The sequence below is a fragment of the Mycobacterium sp. SM1 genome, from assembly GCF_018361265.1.
Lineage (GTDB): Bacteria > Actinomycetota > Actinomycetes > Mycobacteriales > Mycobacteriaceae > Mycobacterium.
On sequence record NZ_JAFLNH010000001.1, the window covers coordinates 1,442,117 to 1,459,991 of the forward strand.

At 70.5% G+C, this 17,875-nt stretch carries 15 protein-coding genes; 2 read left to right on the plus strand and 13 right to left on the minus strand.

Annotated features, from left to right (window positions below; translation table 11 throughout):
- Nucleotides 1-286 precede the first annotated feature (286 nt).
- The 7 genes from MSM1_RS06650 to MSM1_RS06680 all read right to left on the minus strand — a co-directional run bounded on the left by MSM1_RS06650 (nucleotide 287) and on the right by MSM1_RS06680 (nucleotide 10,018).
- The gene (locus tag MSM1_RS06650) at nucleotides 287-1,327 is read right to left on the minus strand and encodes a secretion protein EccK (RefSeq protein WP_213440744.1); all 1,041 of its coding nucleotides are present in this window, start codon (nucleotides 1,325-1,327) and stop codon (nucleotides 287-289) included.
- A 1,259-nt stretch (nucleotides 1,328-2,586) separates the two neighbouring features.
- Nucleotides 2,587-2,763, minus strand: coding sequence for a hypothetical protein (locus tag MSM1_RS06655; RefSeq protein WP_213440745.1), 177 nt, complete (start codon nucleotides 2,761-2,763; stop codon nucleotides 2,587-2,589).
- A 10-nt stretch (nucleotides 2,764-2,773) separates the two neighbouring features.
- Nucleotides 2,774-3,895 carry a hypothetical protein gene (locus tag MSM1_RS06660; RefSeq protein ID WP_213440746.1) on the minus strand — a complete coding sequence of 374 codons (1,122 nt, stop codon included), beginning with the start codon at nucleotides 3,893-3,895 and terminating at the stop codon, nucleotides 2,774-2,776.
- A gap of 488 nt (nucleotides 3,896-4,383) precedes the next feature.
- The gene (locus MSM1_RS06665) at nucleotides 4,384-6,867 is read right to left on the minus strand and encodes a hypothetical protein (protein WP_213440747.1); all 2,484 of its coding nucleotides are present in this window, start codon (nucleotides 6,865-6,867) and stop codon (nucleotides 4,384-4,386) included.
- Nucleotides 6,868-6,871: 4 nt separating this feature from the next.
- Complete coding sequence (locus MSM1_RS06670; protein WP_213440748.1) at nucleotides 6,872-7,993, minus strand: hypothetical protein; 1,122 nt, start codon at nucleotides 7,991-7,993, stop codon at nucleotides 6,872-6,874.
- A gap of 72 nt (nucleotides 7,994-8,065) precedes the next feature.
- Nucleotides 8,066-8,935, minus strand: a complete 870-nt coding sequence (locus MSM1_RS06675; RefSeq protein WP_213440749.1) for a hypothetical protein — start codon at nucleotides 8,933-8,935, stop codon at nucleotides 8,066-8,068.
- Nucleotides 8,936-9,340: 405 nt separating this feature from the next.
- Entirely contained in the window at nucleotides 9,341-10,018 is a 678-nt protein-coding gene (locus MSM1_RS06680; RefSeq protein ID WP_213440750.1) for a hypothetical protein, read from the minus strand.
- A 345-nt stretch (nucleotides 10,019-10,363) separates the two neighbouring features.
- On the opposite strand from MSM1_RS06680, the gene MSM1_RS06685 reads away from it, so the two are divergent.
- Both MSM1_RS06685 and MSM1_RS06690 read left to right on the plus strand, forming a co-directional pair.
- Nucleotides 10,364-11,842, plus strand: a complete 1,479-nt coding sequence (locus MSM1_RS06685; protein ID WP_236055610.1) for an EspA/EspE family type VII secretion system effector — start codon at nucleotides 10,364-10,366, stop codon at nucleotides 11,840-11,842.
- Between the two features lie 83 nt (nucleotides 11,843-11,925).
- A complete protein-coding gene (locus MSM1_RS06690; protein ID WP_213440752.1) occupies nucleotides 11,926-12,246 on the plus strand; it encodes an ESX-1 secretion-associated protein in 321 nt (106 codons plus the stop codon).
- A gap of 85 nt (nucleotides 12,247-12,331) precedes the next feature.
- Here MSM1_RS06690 and eccD read toward each other — a convergent pair whose 3' ends face one another.
- The 6 genes from eccD to MSM1_RS06720 all read right to left on the minus strand — a co-directional run bounded on the left by eccD (nucleotide 12,332) and on the right by MSM1_RS06720 (nucleotide 17,762).
- Complete coding sequence (gene eccD / locus MSM1_RS06695; RefSeq protein WP_213440753.1) at nucleotides 12,332-13,861, minus strand: type VII secretion integral membrane protein EccD; 1,530 nt, start codon at nucleotides 13,859-13,861, stop codon at nucleotides 12,332-12,334.
- Nucleotides 13,858-15,234 (minus strand): MinD/ParA family protein, encoded by a 1,377-nt coding sequence (locus MSM1_RS06700; protein WP_213440754.1) that lies wholly within the window; start codon nucleotides 15,232-15,234, stop codon nucleotides 13,858-13,860. The genes eccD and MSM1_RS06700 overlap by 4 nt, the downstream gene beginning before the upstream one ends.
- Before the next feature lie 99 nt (nucleotides 15,235-15,333).
- Nucleotides 15,334-15,621: a WXG100 family type VII secretion target gene (locus MSM1_RS06705; protein ID WP_213440755.1), complete on the minus strand. Its 288-nt coding sequence runs from the start codon at nucleotides 15,619-15,621 to the stop codon at nucleotides 15,334-15,336.
- A gap of 31 nt (nucleotides 15,622-15,652) precedes the next feature.
- Nucleotides 15,653-15,955: a WXG100 family type VII secretion target gene (locus tag MSM1_RS06710; RefSeq protein WP_213440756.1), complete on the minus strand. Its 303-nt coding sequence runs from the start codon at nucleotides 15,953-15,955 to the stop codon at nucleotides 15,653-15,655.
- A 90-nt stretch (nucleotides 15,956-16,045) separates the two neighbouring features.
- The gene (locus tag MSM1_RS06715; protein ID WP_213441517.1) at nucleotides 16,046-17,392 is read right to left on the minus strand and encodes a PPE family protein; all 1,347 of its coding nucleotides are present in this window, start codon (nucleotides 17,390-17,392) and stop codon (nucleotides 16,046-16,048) included.
- Between the two features lie 73 nt (nucleotides 17,393-17,465).
- A complete protein-coding gene (locus MSM1_RS06720) occupies nucleotides 17,466-17,762 on the minus strand; it encodes a PE family protein (RefSeq protein WP_213441519.1) in 297 nt (98 codons plus the stop codon).
- Between the last annotated feature and the right edge of the window lie 113 nt (nucleotides 17,763-17,875).

Consider the following 17,875-nt stretch of genomic DNA (forward strand, 5'->3'; position numbering starts at 1 on the left):
CCGTGTCAGCGCGGCGACCCAAGCCAGGGGATCGTCTCACAGCATAACGGGGCGACGCCGCCGCGAAGCGGTGACGTCGTCGGGCGCTAAGCACCGCGAAACCACCCAGCGGCAGCGCCACACCGGCCGGGGTGCTCGAGCCGATCGGCCCCCTACCCCCACGCCGCCCCCCGGGCTCGGCCGGCGCGTGACACCCCGGACCCTAGGGGCGGCGCTGTCCCCGCAAACCCTGGGCTGCCCGGTGAAAACCCGCCCGCAAGCCGGTGGGCGCCAGGCGCCGGGCGGCTCAGCGCGCCGCCGCCCCCGCCAGCGCCTCGCTAAGCAGATCCCGCAGGTAGCGCCAATACAGCCAATCGCTGACCGCTTTGCGCTGCGCGACCGCGTGCACCGCGCTATAGCCCTCATAGACCGCCATCTCCGCCGCGTGGATGGCATAGGCCAGCAAATAGCGCAGCTGCGCCAGCCCGCGATCGGGGGCGCCGCTGCCCAGCATCGGCTTGTTGACATCCCACCACAGCTGCGCGCGCCGATCCGCGGGCGCGGCCGCGTCCACCGGCGCCAGCGGCAGCAACTCCACCAGATTCCAGTCACTGACCCCCGCCAGCCTGGCCGCCTCCCCGGGGGCCACCACCTGCAGCCGGTCCCGCCCGGCCATCGCCCCCGACGGCGGGATCTCCTCGGGATCAAGCACCTGCCGCGGCGCCCCCGGATCCACCCCCGCGAACTGCTCCTCGGTGGCAAACACCACCCGCAGCCGCGCCCCCTGATGCGCCGCCCAGCCCTGAAGCGCCGCGAACGGGTAGGTGCTCCAACGCGCCCGCTCCACCACCGGCACCGCCGCATCGGCGGACACCAAACACACCGGGTCAGGCAGGTTAACCCCATCGGGCATGTAGGCCATGCCGAAACTGTTGGCCACCACAATCTTTCCCTCAACCGTCAACGCGGTCACCCAGTAGAAATTCGCGTCCCCACGCCCCGGGCGATCCGGGGCGTTTAACGCCAGCGCGATACGACGCGCCACCACCAGCGGATCCGACCCACCCCCCGCGCCCCGGCGCCGCGCCGCCCCCGCCGCGCTGAGCTGAGCGATCACATCACGCTCCGCCCGCGCCGCCGACACCGGGATCGGCGCCGGCGCGCCCCCACCCGGCGCCGACGCGTCTTTCACCGCCGCCGCATACACCCCCGGCCCCCCCACCGGCGCCGAACCCACCGGCGCCGAACCCACCGGCGCCGCCGGCGGCGGGCTAGGCGCCGAACCCAACGGCATCGCCCCCACCGCCGCCCCCGGCGCCCCACCACCCCCACCGGCGAACCAGCCCACAGCTCCTCCACCCCCGGCACGCGCCGGCCCCCCACCCCCACCGGCGCCCGTCACACCCCCCCGCACCGGACACACCCCCCGCCCCGGCCGCCGCCTCCGGGGCCACACCCGGGGCCACCGGGGCCACCGGCCCGCCCACAGCCCCCGCCGGGGCCACCGGCGAGGCGGTGCCCAGCGCCGAGGCCCCCATAGGCGCCCCCACCGGCTGCCCACCAGCCCACGACCCCGGCCCCAGCCCCTGACCAGCCCCCACCGGCGGCGCCTGACCCGCCCCTATAGGCGGCCCACCCCCCACCGGGGCACCCGACACGCCCGGGCCCCCACCCACACCGGCGCCCGTCACACCCGCGACACCACCATGACCACCAAACAACGAGCCCCCGCCCGGCGCGCTCCCCCCCACCCCCACCGCCGAGCCCCCCGAAGACGGACCCGAGGGCGCCACCACCGACGGCCCGGAAACAGGCGCCGACGGATGCGCGCCAGGCTGCTGCTGAGTCGAGACCGGAGGAGGGGCCTTAAAAGCCCCTGGCCCGGCCGGATCTGGCGGCGCCGCGGGAGCAGGCCCCTGCGGCGTCCGCGTGGAAGCAGACCCCGGCGGCGGCTGCGCGGGAGCAGACCCCGGCGGCTGCGCGCCAGCAGGCCCCCCTGCAGGCACGCCAGGCTGCTGACCCGAAGCCGGGTCTTTCAAAGACCCTGTGGTCGCCGGTGAGGGAGCAGACCCCCCCGAAACCGCACCAGCAAGCTGCTGAGGAGAATCCGAGCCCTTTAAAGACCCTGCTGTCACCGGTGAGGGAAGAGACTCCCCCGGAACCGAGCTGCCACCGGGATGCCCATTGACCCCAGCACCCGGCCCCGGGGATGCGGGCTGCTGGCCCGCGCCCGGCGCGCCGGTGGGGGCTGCCCCGCCGCTAGGGTGCTTCCCTACGCCCGGCGCGCCCGGCGGCGCGGCGGGTGGCGCGGCGCCGGCCACAACCTCCACGTTTGCGGCGTGCGTGGCGGCGACGATGGCCTGGATGTGGCTGTTTTTCTCCTCGGCGCTGAGATCGGGGTTATCCAGGATCACGCCGATGCTTTTATGGGCCTGCTCGACGTTGTCGATGATGCGGTCTTTGACCCCCGCGGTGGTCTCGGCCGCGTCCCGGCACACAGCGATCGCCTCACGCAGCTGCCGCAGGTGGGTGTCCATCGTGGTGGCGCGCTCATCGACAGCGCCGCGCGCGGCCTCACACCCATCACCGGCCCACACGTAGTGGCCGTTAACGATCAATCGCCCGGTGCTGCTTCCAGTCACGCTGCGCGCCGGCCAGGGCCGTCACAACCCGGCCCAGATCCTCCCCGTAGCCGCTGTAGACATCCTCATCGGCCCGCGGCCACGCCAAACCCGCGGCCCCCGGCGGCCAACAGCGCCCCGGCGGTGGTTCCTGCCCCATCACCCGTGCCGCGCTAACCCCCAACCGCTAAACACGCCGTGTTGAGACTCCCCGCCGCCCCAGCAGCGACATCAATGAGGTAACCGTCCGCCACGACGTAGCGCGGCAGCGCCGCGGCGTAGGCGCGATAGTATTGCGCGCTAAGCACCGCGAAATCCTGCAGCGGCAAGTTCGCGCTGCGCCGGCCGAGCGCGTCGATCCGATCGGCCAACGACGTGATCGCCGGCACGGCGGCGTTCATGGTGGCCCTCTGCTGCGGGGTCCACTGGCCAGCCGGGATGTTCGCATCGATGGTTTTCAACGCGGCGAGGTTGGGGTTGTCGTTGTAGTCGGCCGGCAACCGAATCCAGTCCGCGCAGGTGGGGTCGGGCTTGCTGAGAAATTCCCGCGGGTGCGCCGCATCGGCGGGGCCCGCGCCCTGCAGCGCGGTTGCGGTGGGCGGCGCCGCCGCCGGCACCACCGAGGCGCTGGTGGCGGCCGAGCCGTATTTTATCGCCTCACACATCCACCCCAGCGCATTGGCCGCGCTCGATGCGACCTCGGACAGATTGTCATCGGGGGCCGTGTAGGTGGGGACCTTCTCGGCGTAGGCGCGGCCGTAGGCGATAAACGCCTCATAGAGTTCCCGCACCACCCGATGCGGGGTGATCCCCACCAGCGGCAGTGTCTGATCGGCGGCGGTGCGTATCGCCTGGGCCATCGCCTGATACTGGGTGCGCTGCTCGGGTGTCCACGCGCTGGCCGGCAGGCTGGGATCGCGATCGGCCCAGCCGTTTTGCTCCCGGTCGGAAAGCACCGTCCAGATGGTCAGCCATTTCTCGCAGGTGGGCTCCTCGGTGATGATGCCCACCGCGCCGGTGTCGGCGGCGCTGGCCACCCCCACCCCCGCGCCCGGGGTCGGGCTCATCGACGGCGACACCGCGGGCGCGCCGCGGCCCCCACGCAGCACCACCACGGTGATCAGCGCCGTCAGGGCCGCCACCACCACCAGCGCCACAACCCCCCACAGCGTGCCCCGCCCCGCCCGCCGGGGCGGCGCCGGCGGAGGCGCCCACAACGGCGGCTGCCCCCACGGCGGGGGTGGCGGGCCGAAACCCGCTGGGGGCGGCCCCACAGCACCCGGCGGCACGCTCACCAGCCCCCCCGCACACCAGCGAACCCACCGTGAACCCCCCCGGCCACCCGGCCCGCCCCGGCCCGCGGCCACACCAAACCCGCGGCCCCCGGCGGCCAACAGCGCCCCGGCGGGCTGTGCCGCCCCATCGCCTCACCAACCCCCAACCACCCGATACCCAATAGATTGATCCCCCCGTGTCAGCGCGGCGACCCAAGCCAGGGGATCGTCTCACAGCATAACGGGGCGACGCCGCCGCGAAGCGGTGACGTCGTCGGGCGCTAAGCACCGCGAAACCACCCAGCGGCAGCGCCACACCGGCCGGGGTGTTCGAGCCGATCGGCCCCCACGCCCACGCCGCCACGGCGGCGCGCTTCGGCGGCGCGCCGCCCCCCGGGCTCGGCCGGCGCGTGACACCCCGGATCCTAGGGGCGGCGCTGTCCCCGCAAACCCTGGGCTGCCCGGTGAAAACCCGCCCGCAAGCCGGTGGGCGCCAGGCGCCGGGCGGCTCAGCGCGCCGCCGCCCCCGCCAGCGCCTCGCTAAGCAGATCCCGCAGGTAGCGCCAATACAGCCAATCGCTGACCGCTTTGCGCTGCGCGACCGCGTGCACCGCGCTATAGCCCTCATAGACCGCCATCTCCGCCGCGTGGATGGCATAGGCCAGCAAATAGCGCAGCTGCGCCAGCCCGCGATCGGGGGCGCTGCTGCCCAGCATCGGCTTGTTGACATCCCACCACAGCTGCGCGCGCCGATCCGCGGGCGCGGCCGCGTCCACCGGCGCCAGCGGCAGCAACTCCACCAGATTCCAGTCACTGACCCCCGCCAGCCTGGCCGCCTCCCCGGGGGCCACCACCTGCAGCCGGTCCCGCCCGGCCATCGCCCCCGACGGCGGGATCTCCTCGGGATCAAGCACCTGCCGCGGCGCCCCCGGATCCACCCCCGCGAACTGCTCCTCGGTGGCAAACACCACCCGCAGCCGCGCCCCCCGATGCGCCGCCCAGCCCTGAAGCGCCGCGAACGGGTAGGTGCTCCAACGCGCCCGCTCCACCACCGGCACCGCCGCATCGGCGGACACCAAACACACCGGGTCAGGCAGGTTAACCCCATCGGGCATGTAGGCCATGCCGAAACTGTTGGCCACCACAATCTTTCCCTCAACCGTCAACGCGGTCACCCAGTAGAAATTCGCGTCCCCACGCCCCGGGCGATCCGGGGCGTTTAACGCCAGCGCGATACGACGCGCCACCACCAGCGGATCCGACCCACCCCCCGCGCCCCGGCGCCGCGCCGCCCCCGCCGCGCTGAGCTGAGCGATCACATCACGCTCCGCCCGCGCCGCCGACACCGGGATCGGCGCCGGCGCGCCCCCACCCGGCGCCGACGCGTCTTTCACCGCCGCCGCATACACCCCCGGCCCCCCCACCGGCGCCGAACCCACCGGCGCCGCCGGCGGCGGGCTAGGCGCCGAACCCAACGGCATCGCCCCCACCGCCGCCCCCGGCGCCCCACCACCCCCACCGGCGAACCAGCCCACAGCTCCTCCACCCCCGGCACGCGCCGGCCCCCCACCCCCACCGGCGCCCGTCACACCCCCCGCACCGGACACACCCCCCGCCCCGGCCGCCGCCTCCGGGGCCACACCCGGGGCCACCGGGGCCACCGGCCCGCCCACAGCCCCCGCCGGGGCCACCGGCGAGGCGGTGCCCAGCGCCGAGGCCCCCATAGGCGCCCCCACCGGCTGCCCACCAGCCCACGACCCCGGCCCCAGCCCCTGACCAGCCCCCACCGGCGGCGCCTGACCCGCCCCTATAGGCGGCCCACCCCCCACCGGGGCACCCGACACGCCCGGGCCCCCACCCACACCGGCGCCCGTCACACCCGCGACACCACCATGACCACCAAACAACGAGCCCCCGCCCGGCGCGCTCCCCCCCACCCCCACCGCCGAGCCCCCCGAAGACGGACCCGAGGGCGCCACCACCGACGGCCCGGAAACAGGCGCCGACGGATGCGCGCCAGGCTGCTGCTGAGTCGAGACCGGAGGAGGGGCCTTAAAAGCCCCTGGCCCGGCCGGATCTGGCGGCGCCGCGGGAGCAGGCCCCTGCGGCGTCCGCGTGGAAGCAGACCCCGGCGGCGGCTGCGTGGAAGCAGACCCCGGCGGCGGCTGCGCGGGAGCAGACCCCGGCGGCTGCGCGCCAGCAGGCCCCCCTGCAGGCACGCCAGGCTGCTGACCCGAAGCCGGGTCTTTCAAAGACCCTGTGGTCGCCGGTGAGGGAGCAGACCCCCCCGAAACCGCACCAGCAAGCTGCTGAGGAGAATCCGAGCCCTTTAAAGACCCTGCTGTCACCGGTGAGGGAAGAGACTCCCCCGGAACCGAGCTGCCACCGGGATGCCCATTGACCCCAGCACCCGGCCCCGGGGATGCGGGCTGCTGGCCCGCGCCCGGCGCGCCGGTGGGGGCTGCCCCGCCGCTAGGGTGCTTCCCTACGCCCGGCGCGCCCGGCGGCGCGGCGGGTGGCGCGGCGCCGGCCACAACCTCCACGTTTGCGGCGTGCGTGGCGGCGACGATGGCCTGGATGTGGCTGTTTTTCTCCTCGGCGCTGAGATCGGGGTTATCCAGGATCACGCCGATGCTTTTATGGGCCTGCTCGACGTTGTCGATGATGCGGTCTTTGACCCCCGCGGTGGTCTCGGCCGCGTCCCGGCACACAGCGATCGCCTCACGCAGCTGCCGCAGGTGGGTGTCCATCGTGGTGGCGCGCTCATCGACAGCGCCGCGCGCGGCCTCACACCCATCACCGGCCCACACGTAGTGGCCGTTAAAGATCATCGCCCGGTGCTGCTTCCAGTCACGCTGCGCGCCGGCCAGGGCCGTCACAACCCGGCCCAGATCCTCCCCGTAGCCGCTGTAGACATCCTCATCGACCCGCGGCCACGCCGGGCCCGCGGTCATCTCCAGCGAATATTGGCCCGGTGGTCTTTCCTTGCCCATCGCCTCACCGCCCCCCAACCGCCGAGCACGCCCCAACGGTGCCCCCCACTGCCCCTGTCGGGACTTGCACCAGGGACTTGTCCTCCACAGCATAACTCGGCAGCGCCGCAGCGTAGGCGCGATAGTATTGCGCGCTAAGCACCGCGAAATCCTGCAGCGGCAGGTTCGCGCTGCGCCGGCCGAGCGCTTCGACCCGATCGGCGAACGACGTGATCGCCGGCACGGCGGCTGTCACGATGGCCTTCTGCTCCGGCGTCCGCTGTCCGGCTGGGGTGTTCGAGTCTACGGTGTCCAGTGCGGCGAGGTTGGGGTTGTCGCCGAACTCGGCTGGTAACCGAACCCAATCCGCGCAGGTGGGGTCGGGCTTGGTGAGAAATTCCCGCGGATCCGCCGCATCGGCGGGGCCCGCGCCGTGCAGCGCGCTTGCGGTCGGCGGCGCCGCCGCCGACACCACCGAGGCGCTGGTGGCGGCCGCGCCGTTCGCTATCGCCCGACACATCTCCATTAGCGCATTGCCCATGCTCGATGAGACCCCGGCCAGGTGGTCATCCGGGGCCGTGTAGGTGGGGATCTTCTCGGCGTAGGCGCGGCCGTAGGCGATAAACGCCTCATAGAGTTCCCGCACCACCCGATGCGGGGTCAGCCGCACCAGCGGCAGTGTTTGATCGGCGGCGCTGCGCATCGCCTGGGCCACCGCCTGATACTGGGTGCGCTGCTCGGGTGTCCACGCGCTGGCCGGCAGGCTGGGATCGCGATCGGCCCACCCGTTATGCTCCCGGTCGGAAAGCACCGTCCAGATGGTCAGCCATTTCTCGCAGGTGGGCTCCTCGGTGATGATGCCCACCGGGCCGGTGTCAGCGGCGCTGGCCACCCCCGAGCCCGCGCCCGCGGCACCCGACGGCCCCGCCGCGGGAGCACCGCGGCCCCCCCGCAGCACCACCACGGTGATCAGCGCCGTCACCGCCACCACCAGCAGCGCCGCCCCACCCCACAGCCACATCCCCCGCCCCGCCCGCCGGGGCGGCACCGGCGCGGGCGCCCACAACGGCGGCGCGCCGAAACCCGGCTGAGGTGATGACCCGAAACCCGCTGGGGGCGGCCCCACAGCCCCCGGCGGCACGCTCACCGACCCCCCCGCATACCGGCGGCGCGAACGTGAAACCCCATGGCCGGCTAGCCGATCGCCCGGGTGGACAGCTCACAGCACACGGTAACCCTCCGGCGGCCGACCATCCCGGCTGCCCGGGGCGCCACCCGGTGGGACCGGCTCCCCCGCAGGCCGCTGCGCCGACGGCGCTTCAGGCGCCCGCTCCCCGGGCGCACCCGGAGCGGCCCCAGCCGGCTGCGAAGGCTGCGAAGCCGGGCCGGCGGCGTCGGCCAGGACCTCCTCGCCGTCGTCGTGGCCGGGCTGGTCCGCCGGGCTTGTCGCTCCCACCTGCGACACCTGCCCGCCTTGCTGCATCGCGGCTTGCGCCCCCTGCATGATGGCCCCGGGAACCATCCCGGCCATCCCGGCCATCCCCATAGGGGCCTGCGCGGCCTGCGTGGCCATGTCCACCGGTGTGCCCATCATGTCGCCAAGCTGGCCCAACTGATCCGCCGCGCCGCTCCCGGCGCCCACGGGGTCGGCCGCCGACAGCGCATCCACCCCCGCCGGGGCACCGGGCGCGTCACCGGCTGCCGCCGGCGCCCCGGGCGCACCCGCTCCACCGCCCGCGCCCACGGCCGGCGCCGCCCCGCCGCTTGGGGCACCCGAGCCAGGCTGGGGCATCTGCTGCAGGCGCTTGGTGATCTCATCGGCCAGCTGTTTGTCGGTGGTCTCGTAGCGGTCAGCCGCCGCGACCACCTGCCCGGCCGTTTTGGCCGCATCGGCCTTGGTCTTCGGCAAACCGGAGATCAGCGGCGCCACCGCCGCCTGTACCCGCGCGCTCAACGCCTCCGACAACGGGTCAGCACCCACCGCCGTGAAAGGCTCCGGCGCGGCGGGGATCTCCTCGGCCGCCCGCAGCAGCCCATTGCCCTCGTTGGCTAAAACACCGGTGTCAACCCTCAACTCAGCGGGCGCCATCGGTGCCTCCCGTCACCACCGCCAGCGCCGGATGCCCGCCGCGACCCACGCTCGCGAGTCCCCCCGCAGCGGCTCGGCGCGCATCCGCCATCACCGATGCTGACCACGGCCTCACCCACATCGGCAACCCCTTCCGCGTTTTGCCTGCAGCCAGCTTATCCGAGTCTCACCTCCCCGTTAGGCAAAAAATTCCCGATCGCCCTGGCCGGGACAGGCGTTACCGTCGGGCGCCGCACCACCACCGCCATCGCGGTCGCGGTCGGCCGGTCTCCGCGGTGCCACGGGCCGACAACGGGCAGCCCCTATAGCTCGCACGTCACCGCTCCCAGGCTCCCGATGCGGGGCATTATTCACCAAGTGCCACAGCGTGATCGACACCCGCGTGTGACGCCGGTGCGTCCGTGGCTACCGGAATGCCGCCGCGCACATCGGCATCAGCGTCGGCAGCAGCACCGCGTTCGGAACCCTCGTTTTCAGCGCAAAAACACCTCTCGGCCTCGGGTTCGTCGGCGATATCACATGTATCCATACCTGCCCGTCATTTCCCCGCAGGGCCCCACCAACGTTGTCGTACCTCAGGTTGACGGCGGCGTGGTGGAATTGCGTCCATGGCCGCGACTTCGTCCGCATGAATCTGATGGTAAATCCATTACTCGATAATCTGAGAAATGTCCACTTGTCGTTCAGGGTGTACTCATCGCCCGCCATTAGCGACCCAAGGATACGCTGGGAGATTCGTGGTTCGATGAACCGCTGGGATATGTCGACGAGCCCGGTCCATGCCAATTCGTTCTGCGGAGCATTGATCAGGCCTGAGCCGCGAAGATCCAGAGTGTTTGGGCGCCCGTGCATATCGATGACCGAGAAACCGCGAAAGATCGTTGACCAAGCAACGGGATAATGCCGAGATACCCCATACAAGCTTCTATGCCAGTAGGACACAGCTCTGATCTCGTCGAGGGCGATCCGCTCCCCGTTCATAAATAAATGCTCGTTTGTCAGGTAGATCAGCCAGCGCTGGCCGTCCCAGAAGCCGGTGATAGTGTTTCTGTCAGGCTGGGGATACCAACCATACGGCGGCATATGCTAATGCCCTTCCTATGCAATTTCGGCGTCGAGTATCTCGGCTCTGAGCACTGCGCAAGATCGCGAAGCGACGCCTCAAGCGTGCTGTGAGCGGAATTTTAGCTAGGCGGCTGATTGGCTGGCACGTCGATCGGTTGGCGCGGCGGCCGACGAAGCCGGGCGCAGGGCGACACCCGGCGGAAATACCGGCCCGGCACCCGGCAGCGCTGCCTGGGCGGCCGAGGCCCTTGGGCCTGCGGAGGCGCGGTCCGCCCACGCGCACCGAACGCCAAATTTGCGTCACTGAGCCGTTTGGAGCCTTGATAGGCTGGCACCCGACGAAGGGAGCCGCCAGCCGTGGGCATGAGTTTCTTTCACGTTATGGACGTTGCCGAATGGGCAAAGGAAGTCTGGGAGGACGCTGAGGCTGCGCTGGGTGGTGATCCCTGGGGCGACTTGGGCCTCGCTACGGATGCCTTCGAAGGTTTGCGGCTTTTTGGAGTCTTAGGAGAAGCAGCGGAAGCAGCGGAAACGCCGATTATCGACGCCGGCCTATTCGCTATCGAGACGATGACGGAACTGTGCGGATCCGGCGAGCCCGATACCGGTGAAAAATTCGGCGACGGACAGGCTCGGTTCAACAGTGTCGGCGAGGTTCTGGGCTCGGCCTTTCCCGACGACAGCTGGGAAGGCACTGGGTCACAAGCCTATGTGGCGCAGAACACCCGCCAACAGGACCGCGCGAGGACTATGGCGGACGCAGACGTCTCGGTGAAACAGATTTTGTCGTGTGAGGCGGGCCAGGTTAGAGAGACCCGTGAGACCTTGGAGCACGAGGCGATCCTTCTCCGCGCCTTCATCCCGCCGGCTGTAGCTGCACTGGCCATTCCGGTGTTCGGCGAGGAAATCTCGTTAGGGATTCAAATCGGCGCCGTCGCCGGCATCTTACCGGTCTGTGAAGCGCAGATGCTGCAAATGAGCGCCGACGCCAACAATAACGCCCAGCAGTTGCAGCAGGCGATCGGCCTCTACCGAGAGGTCGCATCCACCGCTCATCCGACCGGTACGCCGTTTGCCGCGGCTGCGCCGAACGGGCCCGCTAAATCGGCGCCGTCGCCAAGCGAGTCGCCACAACCTCCCGGTCCCGCGCCGACGGTCCCGGCCGCGGGCGGCGCCCCGGCACCGGCCGCAGCCGGCGCCCAGGCGCCGGCTGGCCCCGCGGGCCCCGCGCCGGGAGCGCTCGGCGGCGGGGCTCCGCTCGGCGGCGGGGGAAGCCCAGGCGGGGGAAGTCCTGGAGGCTCGCAATTCTCGGCGCCGGGAGCGTCGATGCCCCCGGGTGAGCCGGCCCCCGCGCCGCTTGGCGGCCCAGGTGGTGGCTCACCGTTAGGTGCTTCACCAGGCGGGGGCTCGGGCGGATCCACCGGAGCAGGTCCGTTGGGCTCGGGGTTGGGGGGTTTGTCCGGGCTCCTCGGGCAAGCCGGGCAGCTGGCCAGTCAGATTCCCGCGGCACAAGGTGCGCAGCCGCAAGCACAGCCCGGCGCGCCGGGTCTGGGCCCGTCTCCGGCGACTCTCGCCAAAGACGTCAAGCAGAAAGACGTCACGGCCATGAGCGACGAAGATGACCACGAGCAAAAGGGCGACAACAAAGACGCCGCAGACAACGGCGCCGCCGGTGGCGCGGGCGCGACACCGGGTGCGGGCCACTCCCAGCGACCGCCGGTCGGCTCAGCTGCGGACAGCACGCCCGGGCAGGAGTCAGAAGCGGCCACGGCTCGCCCGGTGGAGCGCACCGCCCCACAAGAGCCCGGCAATCCCCCGGCAACGGCGCCGGAGAACACCTGACGCGCGGTCAAATCCGCGCGCAAAACGCGCCGCACACACATCCACATTCACATTGAGAACACGAGGTCGAGGGAGGGTTCCAGGTGTCCGAATTGCGTGTCACCACGGCACATCTGCGTGAACTGTCGGCTAAACAACAGCAGGCGGCCGCTGAAATCGCTGCGGCCACCGAGCTGACCCACGGTGTCGGTGGTTCGGTCATGAAAAGCCATGGCGTGATCTGCGCGGCGACCGCGGGCGCAGTGTCGACGGCTGACGGCGCCCGAACCGCGGCAGGCGAGGGCATGCGCGAAGTGTCCACGGACCTGGCTGAAAAGCTCGACTCTGCTGCCGCGAGCTACGACAGCGTCGACCAGCAGCAGTCCGGGGATCTCGACCAGCAGATGCATCCGCGCGGCGCGTGAGACGCGGGACGTGAGAGACGAACCGACCGTGCGGCGCAATCCCCAACGGACCGCCGGGCGCTTCCTATTTGACCCGCTTAGACCGTTAGAACCGGATATTGCGGATCATGTCGTAGACGCTGGCGATCCACAACAGCAACGGGATGATCGCGGCGATCGCGGCCCCGTCGACCAATTCGAGGATGCGCTTGGTCACCGGCGAGACGCGATGCACCCCTTGGGTTGCCCCGATCACGATCAAGGCGACGAGACCCGCCGCCAGATAGCTGCTCACTATCAGCCAGGCGCTGTGCGGATACCAGTGGCTCACCTTGGCGGCCACGCCCGTCGGGATGGCCACCGTGGCGGCCAGCAGCGCCCAGGCGCACCAGCGCTCGGCGTACAGCCGCGACCGGAACCCGCACACCGTCGTCACCAGGGCGGCCACCACCAAGCTGTGCACGAAGAAATGCCCCCGCACCACCACGGCCACGGCGCCGGCCGCCAGCACGGCCGTGCCGGCCGCGACAAAACCGATCAACAGCTGGCGCGCCAGTCGGCTGCGCTCGGTCAGCCGAGCCGCCGACTCGGGCACCGACGCGATAATGGCCTGCCAGGTCGGTGACTCTTCCGCCGCCTCAGGGGTCTCGACGGGGTCCAGCAGCTCTTCGTGGCCGACGGTCTCACCGGGAGCGGGAATCGGCGGCAGCGCGATGCGGGCAACCGCGACGGTCAGCTTGGCCGCATTTGTCACAGTGAACAGCCCAAAAACGATGGCACCCGCCGGCACCCAGTACTGCCAGCCGTAACCATACGCAATGCCCGCCGCGGTGACCGCGACCGCAATGACAGCCATGAACGCCGCCAGCTCGGCGCGCCGGCGCGGCCCACCGCGCGTCGCCAGCGTCAAGAGCAGAACGGCGGCAGCGGCGCCCGCTATTTGCGGCGCCCCGAGCGAGCCGACGCCACGCGGCAGCGGCACCGCCAGCGCCACCGCGGTCGCGACCACCGGGAAGGCCGCGAGCAGCAGGCTCTCCGCGAAGTCCAGGCTCCGGTAGCGATTCTTGGCGACCAGGCTGCTCAGCAGCAGAACGAGCCCGAAAGCGCCCAGCGCCGGCGCCCACACCAGCCACTGGCCGGTGCTGCGCCACGCCAGCACCGAAAGCACGCTTACCGCCAGTGCCACAACCGGAATTGCGACCCCAACAAAGCGTTTCAAGGCGGCCCGGTCGAACTCGGGCGACTCGTCGAGCACCGCGATCGCGTCGATGACATCTTCGACCAGCGGCCGGTAGCGTTCCGTGCGGCTAACCGAAACCAAGGTCAGCAACGATCCGTCGACCACCCCGGCGTCGTCGAGCGACTCGTCGAGCTTCAACGGCGGCGCGCCCGGGCGCGCGAACGCCCACCTGCCCTGAGCCTTGAAATCAAAGCCGGCCAGCACCTCGGGCGGGGTGTCTTCGAGCAACTCGGCCAGTACGGCGACGGTCTCGTCGATGTAAACCTCGATCGGTGTCGACGACGGCAACACCAGGTCGGTCATTCGCCTGCCGGTAAGGATGGTCACCCGGGTGGTCGCCGGTTTGCCGGGTGCGGAAGCCCCGGCGCCGACCGGGGCGGCAACGGGCGCGCTCAACGCCGGTCGGCCCGATCGAAGTCGTCGGACAGGGCGGCGGCCAATTCGACGATCCGGCGCCGGAAGGTGGAGCCGAGCAGGTCGAGTTCGATCTCGGTCCCGGCCGCGATGTGTCTGTCCCAGGGCAACACGACAACCCGCCCGGGCTGAAGATGTCCCTCGAACTGTTGCACCAGGTCGCCGACGTCCAGGTTGGGCTTGCCCGGCACTACGTGGTTGATCACCACGCACGCGCGAGCGAGCAGATCCTGGTACCCGTTTTGCCGCAGCCAGTCCATGGCGACCGCCGCCTGCCGCGCGCCGTCGATCGACGCACTGGCGACGATCACCACGCTGGACACCGTTGAGAGCACCGCGCGCGTCGCCGGATCGAACAGGCTTGACCCGCAGTCGGCCAGCACGAGGTTGTAGAACTTCGAGACCACCTCGGTGGCGCCCTGCCAGTCCTCGTCGTTGAACGCGCGCTTCGCCACGCTGTAGTCCTCTGCGGACAGCACCTCGAGGTTGGCGGCATTCATGTTGGTATGCGCGCGGATGTCGTTGTAGCGCGACAATTCCTTGTCCGCGAGCAGGTCTGCTATGGTCGCGGCCGACTGGCGTCCCGCGCGATCCGCGAGATTTCCGGCGCCGGGATCGGCGTCGATAGCCAGGATCCGATCACCCCGGACTTTGGCCAGCGCCGAGCCCAGCGCGACCGTGACGGCGGTTTTGCCCACGCCTCCCTTGAGGCCCAGGATGGCGATCTGATACGAGTCGCGGGCGTTGCGGCGGACCCGGCTGTGCAAGTCGATTTCGTAAAGCTCGTCAGGGGATAGCCCGAGGTTGATCCGCGTCAGCAGGTAGAGCCAATGCCGCCAGCCTCGTTGCGAGGGCATCTTGACGGCCGACTTGACACCGACATGCGACAACGCGTCGATCGCTCGATAATTGCCGAGCGTCGCGGCCGAGGTCTGCATCGGTTGGCTCGGCGGCGGTGGGGCGACCCGCCAGCCGCCGGTGGCTTGCGGATACGCGTTGGCGAAATGCTGCGACGGGGCAGGCGCGGGCTGAGCGGGCGGTGGCGGGGGTGGGGGCGTGCGCAGTTGTTCGAACCGCGCGACCGGGACTTTGCCCAGGGGTGGCGCCGCGTTAGGTTGGGCTTGCCGCGCAGGCGGACTCGAGAACCTTGCCTGCTGCGGTTGCGTCTGGGTCGGTGGTGTCGGCGGCAATTGCGGCTCCCCGACGGGAATCGGCGGCGCGTCGCCGCCAATCGGTGAGCGCGCCGGAGCGGACGGTGGCGTAGAGCGCAGGATCTCATCCAGGCTCACCTGCGCTGTCACATCGCCGGGCGTCTCGTCGGGAGTGTTGAAGAGTCGGTCATAGTCGGCCGACATGAGCACCTCTCACATCATGTTGATTCGGATAGCGGAGTGAGTGAGGTGGGCGTATTCCCCCGTGGATGAACCGCCCACCTCAGGCTCCGTCGTAGGATTCTAGGCAAACATGCCGGTGACGCCGGCTTCGGTCTGAGCCATCGTCTGGCTGGACTCGCTGATCGTCTGGGCGAGGTTCTGCAGCGCAGCGTTCAGCTCGGCGGCGGTGTTGTCCCAGCGCATCTGGACCGCTTGGTACGCCTCTGAGCCCGAGCCGCCCCACACCGCCGCAAGCGAGGCGAGTGAGCCCTTGCCCTCGTCGAGGAGGCCGTGGGTGGTCTGAACGGCACCCTGGATGTCGCTGGCCCCGCCTTCGATGCCGGCGAAGTTCCATAGCTGTTCGGTCATGTTGTTGCTCCGTTTCTCCTGGTGGTGTGGGTCAGATGTGCATCGCCGCCGACAACGTCGAGGATTGCTCTTCGTCCGTCGAGGTGTAGTGCATACCGGCGGTGTGGATGTTGGTGGAAATGTCGTTCAGTTCCTGAATCTGCTGGTTAGCGGCTTCTTGGAAACGCATCAGCGCGGCCTGAGCGGCCTGGCCTGCCTGGCCGTGCCACTGCCCGGCGAGGGCGCCGGCGGTCGCCTCGACATGCGCGATCACGCCCTTGAGCTCGCCGGAGATCCGCTCGAAGTTGCTGGCCTCCTTGGCGAGGACAGCAGCATCAGTGTTCATCTGTGCCATTGCTGGACCACTTTCTCTTCTTCCTGTTGTCCTCGCCATCGGCGATGGCGAGTCTTCCGGCCTGGATGGCCGGCAAGCTTTGGTGAGGGGCTACCAGTCGTCGTCTTCGTCGTCACCCAGATCCTGGGCAAGCGGCGCGGGTGCCACCAGGCCCGCCTTGGAGCCACCCGTGGTCGGGGCGTGGCCCATCATGCCCATCGGGCCCATACCCCCGCTACCGGCGCCGACCGGGGCCACACCACCCGTCGTCGACGAGCCAGCGGCAGCGGCCGGTGCGACCGCCGCGGGTGTCACCGGGTGCTCGACCCTGTCGACCAACTTGGCCAACAGCGGCGTGCGGGGCGCGGACCCGCCAGCGCCGGGCAGCGCTGCCGCTCGCATCAGTCCGGCGCCGGCACTGGCCCCGGAGCCACCGGCTAGTGGGTGGTTCGACAGCGGGCTGGCCCCGATGAGACCCATCTGCGCGCCCTGCATGCCCTGACCGCCGTGCCCACCCATCTGGCTGAACAGCGACGTCACCTGCTGCAGCGGCTGGGTCAACTGCTGCATCGGGCTGCCCATCTGCCCCATCTGCTGCGGAATCTGCCCAAGCTGCTGCGGAATCTGGGCCACTTGCGAACCCAGCTGAGACATCATCTGCGTTGCCTGCTGGGTTGCCTGCTGCGGGGCCTGCTGCTGCTCCTGCTGGCTTGCCGCGGTCTGCGCCTGCCCCGCCGCCTGGCTCGCCGGCCCTTCCGCGTCCGTGGCGGCTTGGTCGACCAGGTCGGCTCCCCGGCCTCCCTGCAGCCCCGCTGATTCGGCGGTAGCTTGGCCGGTGACGTGGGCAAACACCGCGTCACGGGCGACCGCCCCCGGCGCTGACGCGGCGATCCGGCCCAACGACGCGCCCAAGGCGGCCTCTCCCACCCCGGGAATGACGATCGGCGTCATCGGCGCGATCGGCTCGAACAGGGTATTGAGCACGGTCTCCGCCTGATAGGCGTCCATTGCGCCGGCAGCCTGATTCCACATGCGGATGAAGTAGTCGGCCTCGTTGATCCCGATCGGCACCGTGTTGATGCCGAGGAAATTCGTGGCCTCCAGGACGGCGTGGGTGATGTGGTTCTGCTCGATCTCCTCCAGCGGCGGCGTCGTTGCCATCGCGGTGGTGTAGGCCGCGGCCTGCGCCGCCGCCTGCATCGCGCGTTTCTGCGCCTGCATCGCCACGGTCTGCAACCAGGCGACCATCGGCATAGTAGCCGACACCGCGCGTTCGCTGCCCATCCCCGTCCACGCCCCGCTTAGCGCGCCGAGGCTGCTGGCCAATTCGGCGGCCTGAGTCTCTAACGCCAGCGCCAGCGCCTGCCATCCCTCGGCGGCCTGCAACATCGGGCCTGCTCCCGCCCCGGCCATCAGCCGCGCGGTGTTCAGCTCCGGTGGCATCGCGTGCCACAGCATGCTGACGAATTCGGCCATTGAGGGCATGGTGAGCCGACCTGGATCTCGACGTGCTGGGTTTGACGGGCTATGGCTATGTCAACGTGGCGGCGCTGGCCCCGTCGACGGCGGTGTACATTCCGGCGATCTCGAGATATGCCGCGCCCGCGCGCATGAGCTCTTCCTGCGCGAACGAGTTGAGCGCCAGGGTCTCGACGCCCTCACTGGCGAAGGACATCGCGGCCTGCGCCGACACCTCGTCGGCTCCGGCCGGTGCCAGCCCGGTGACCGCCGCCGAAGCCGCCGATCCCGCGGCCAGACCACGAGTGCCGTTGGCGATTACCTCCGAAGCGATGCCGACGGCGGCCGGATCGAATGACATAGGTTGCATGTGCTCCATCCCCTTCACTTTTGTGACTATGAATCTATTTATGGAATCTATTTATGGCCCATAGATGGGCCATTTATTGGCCATTGACGCGGTCGGGTGGGTCCGGCGGGGAA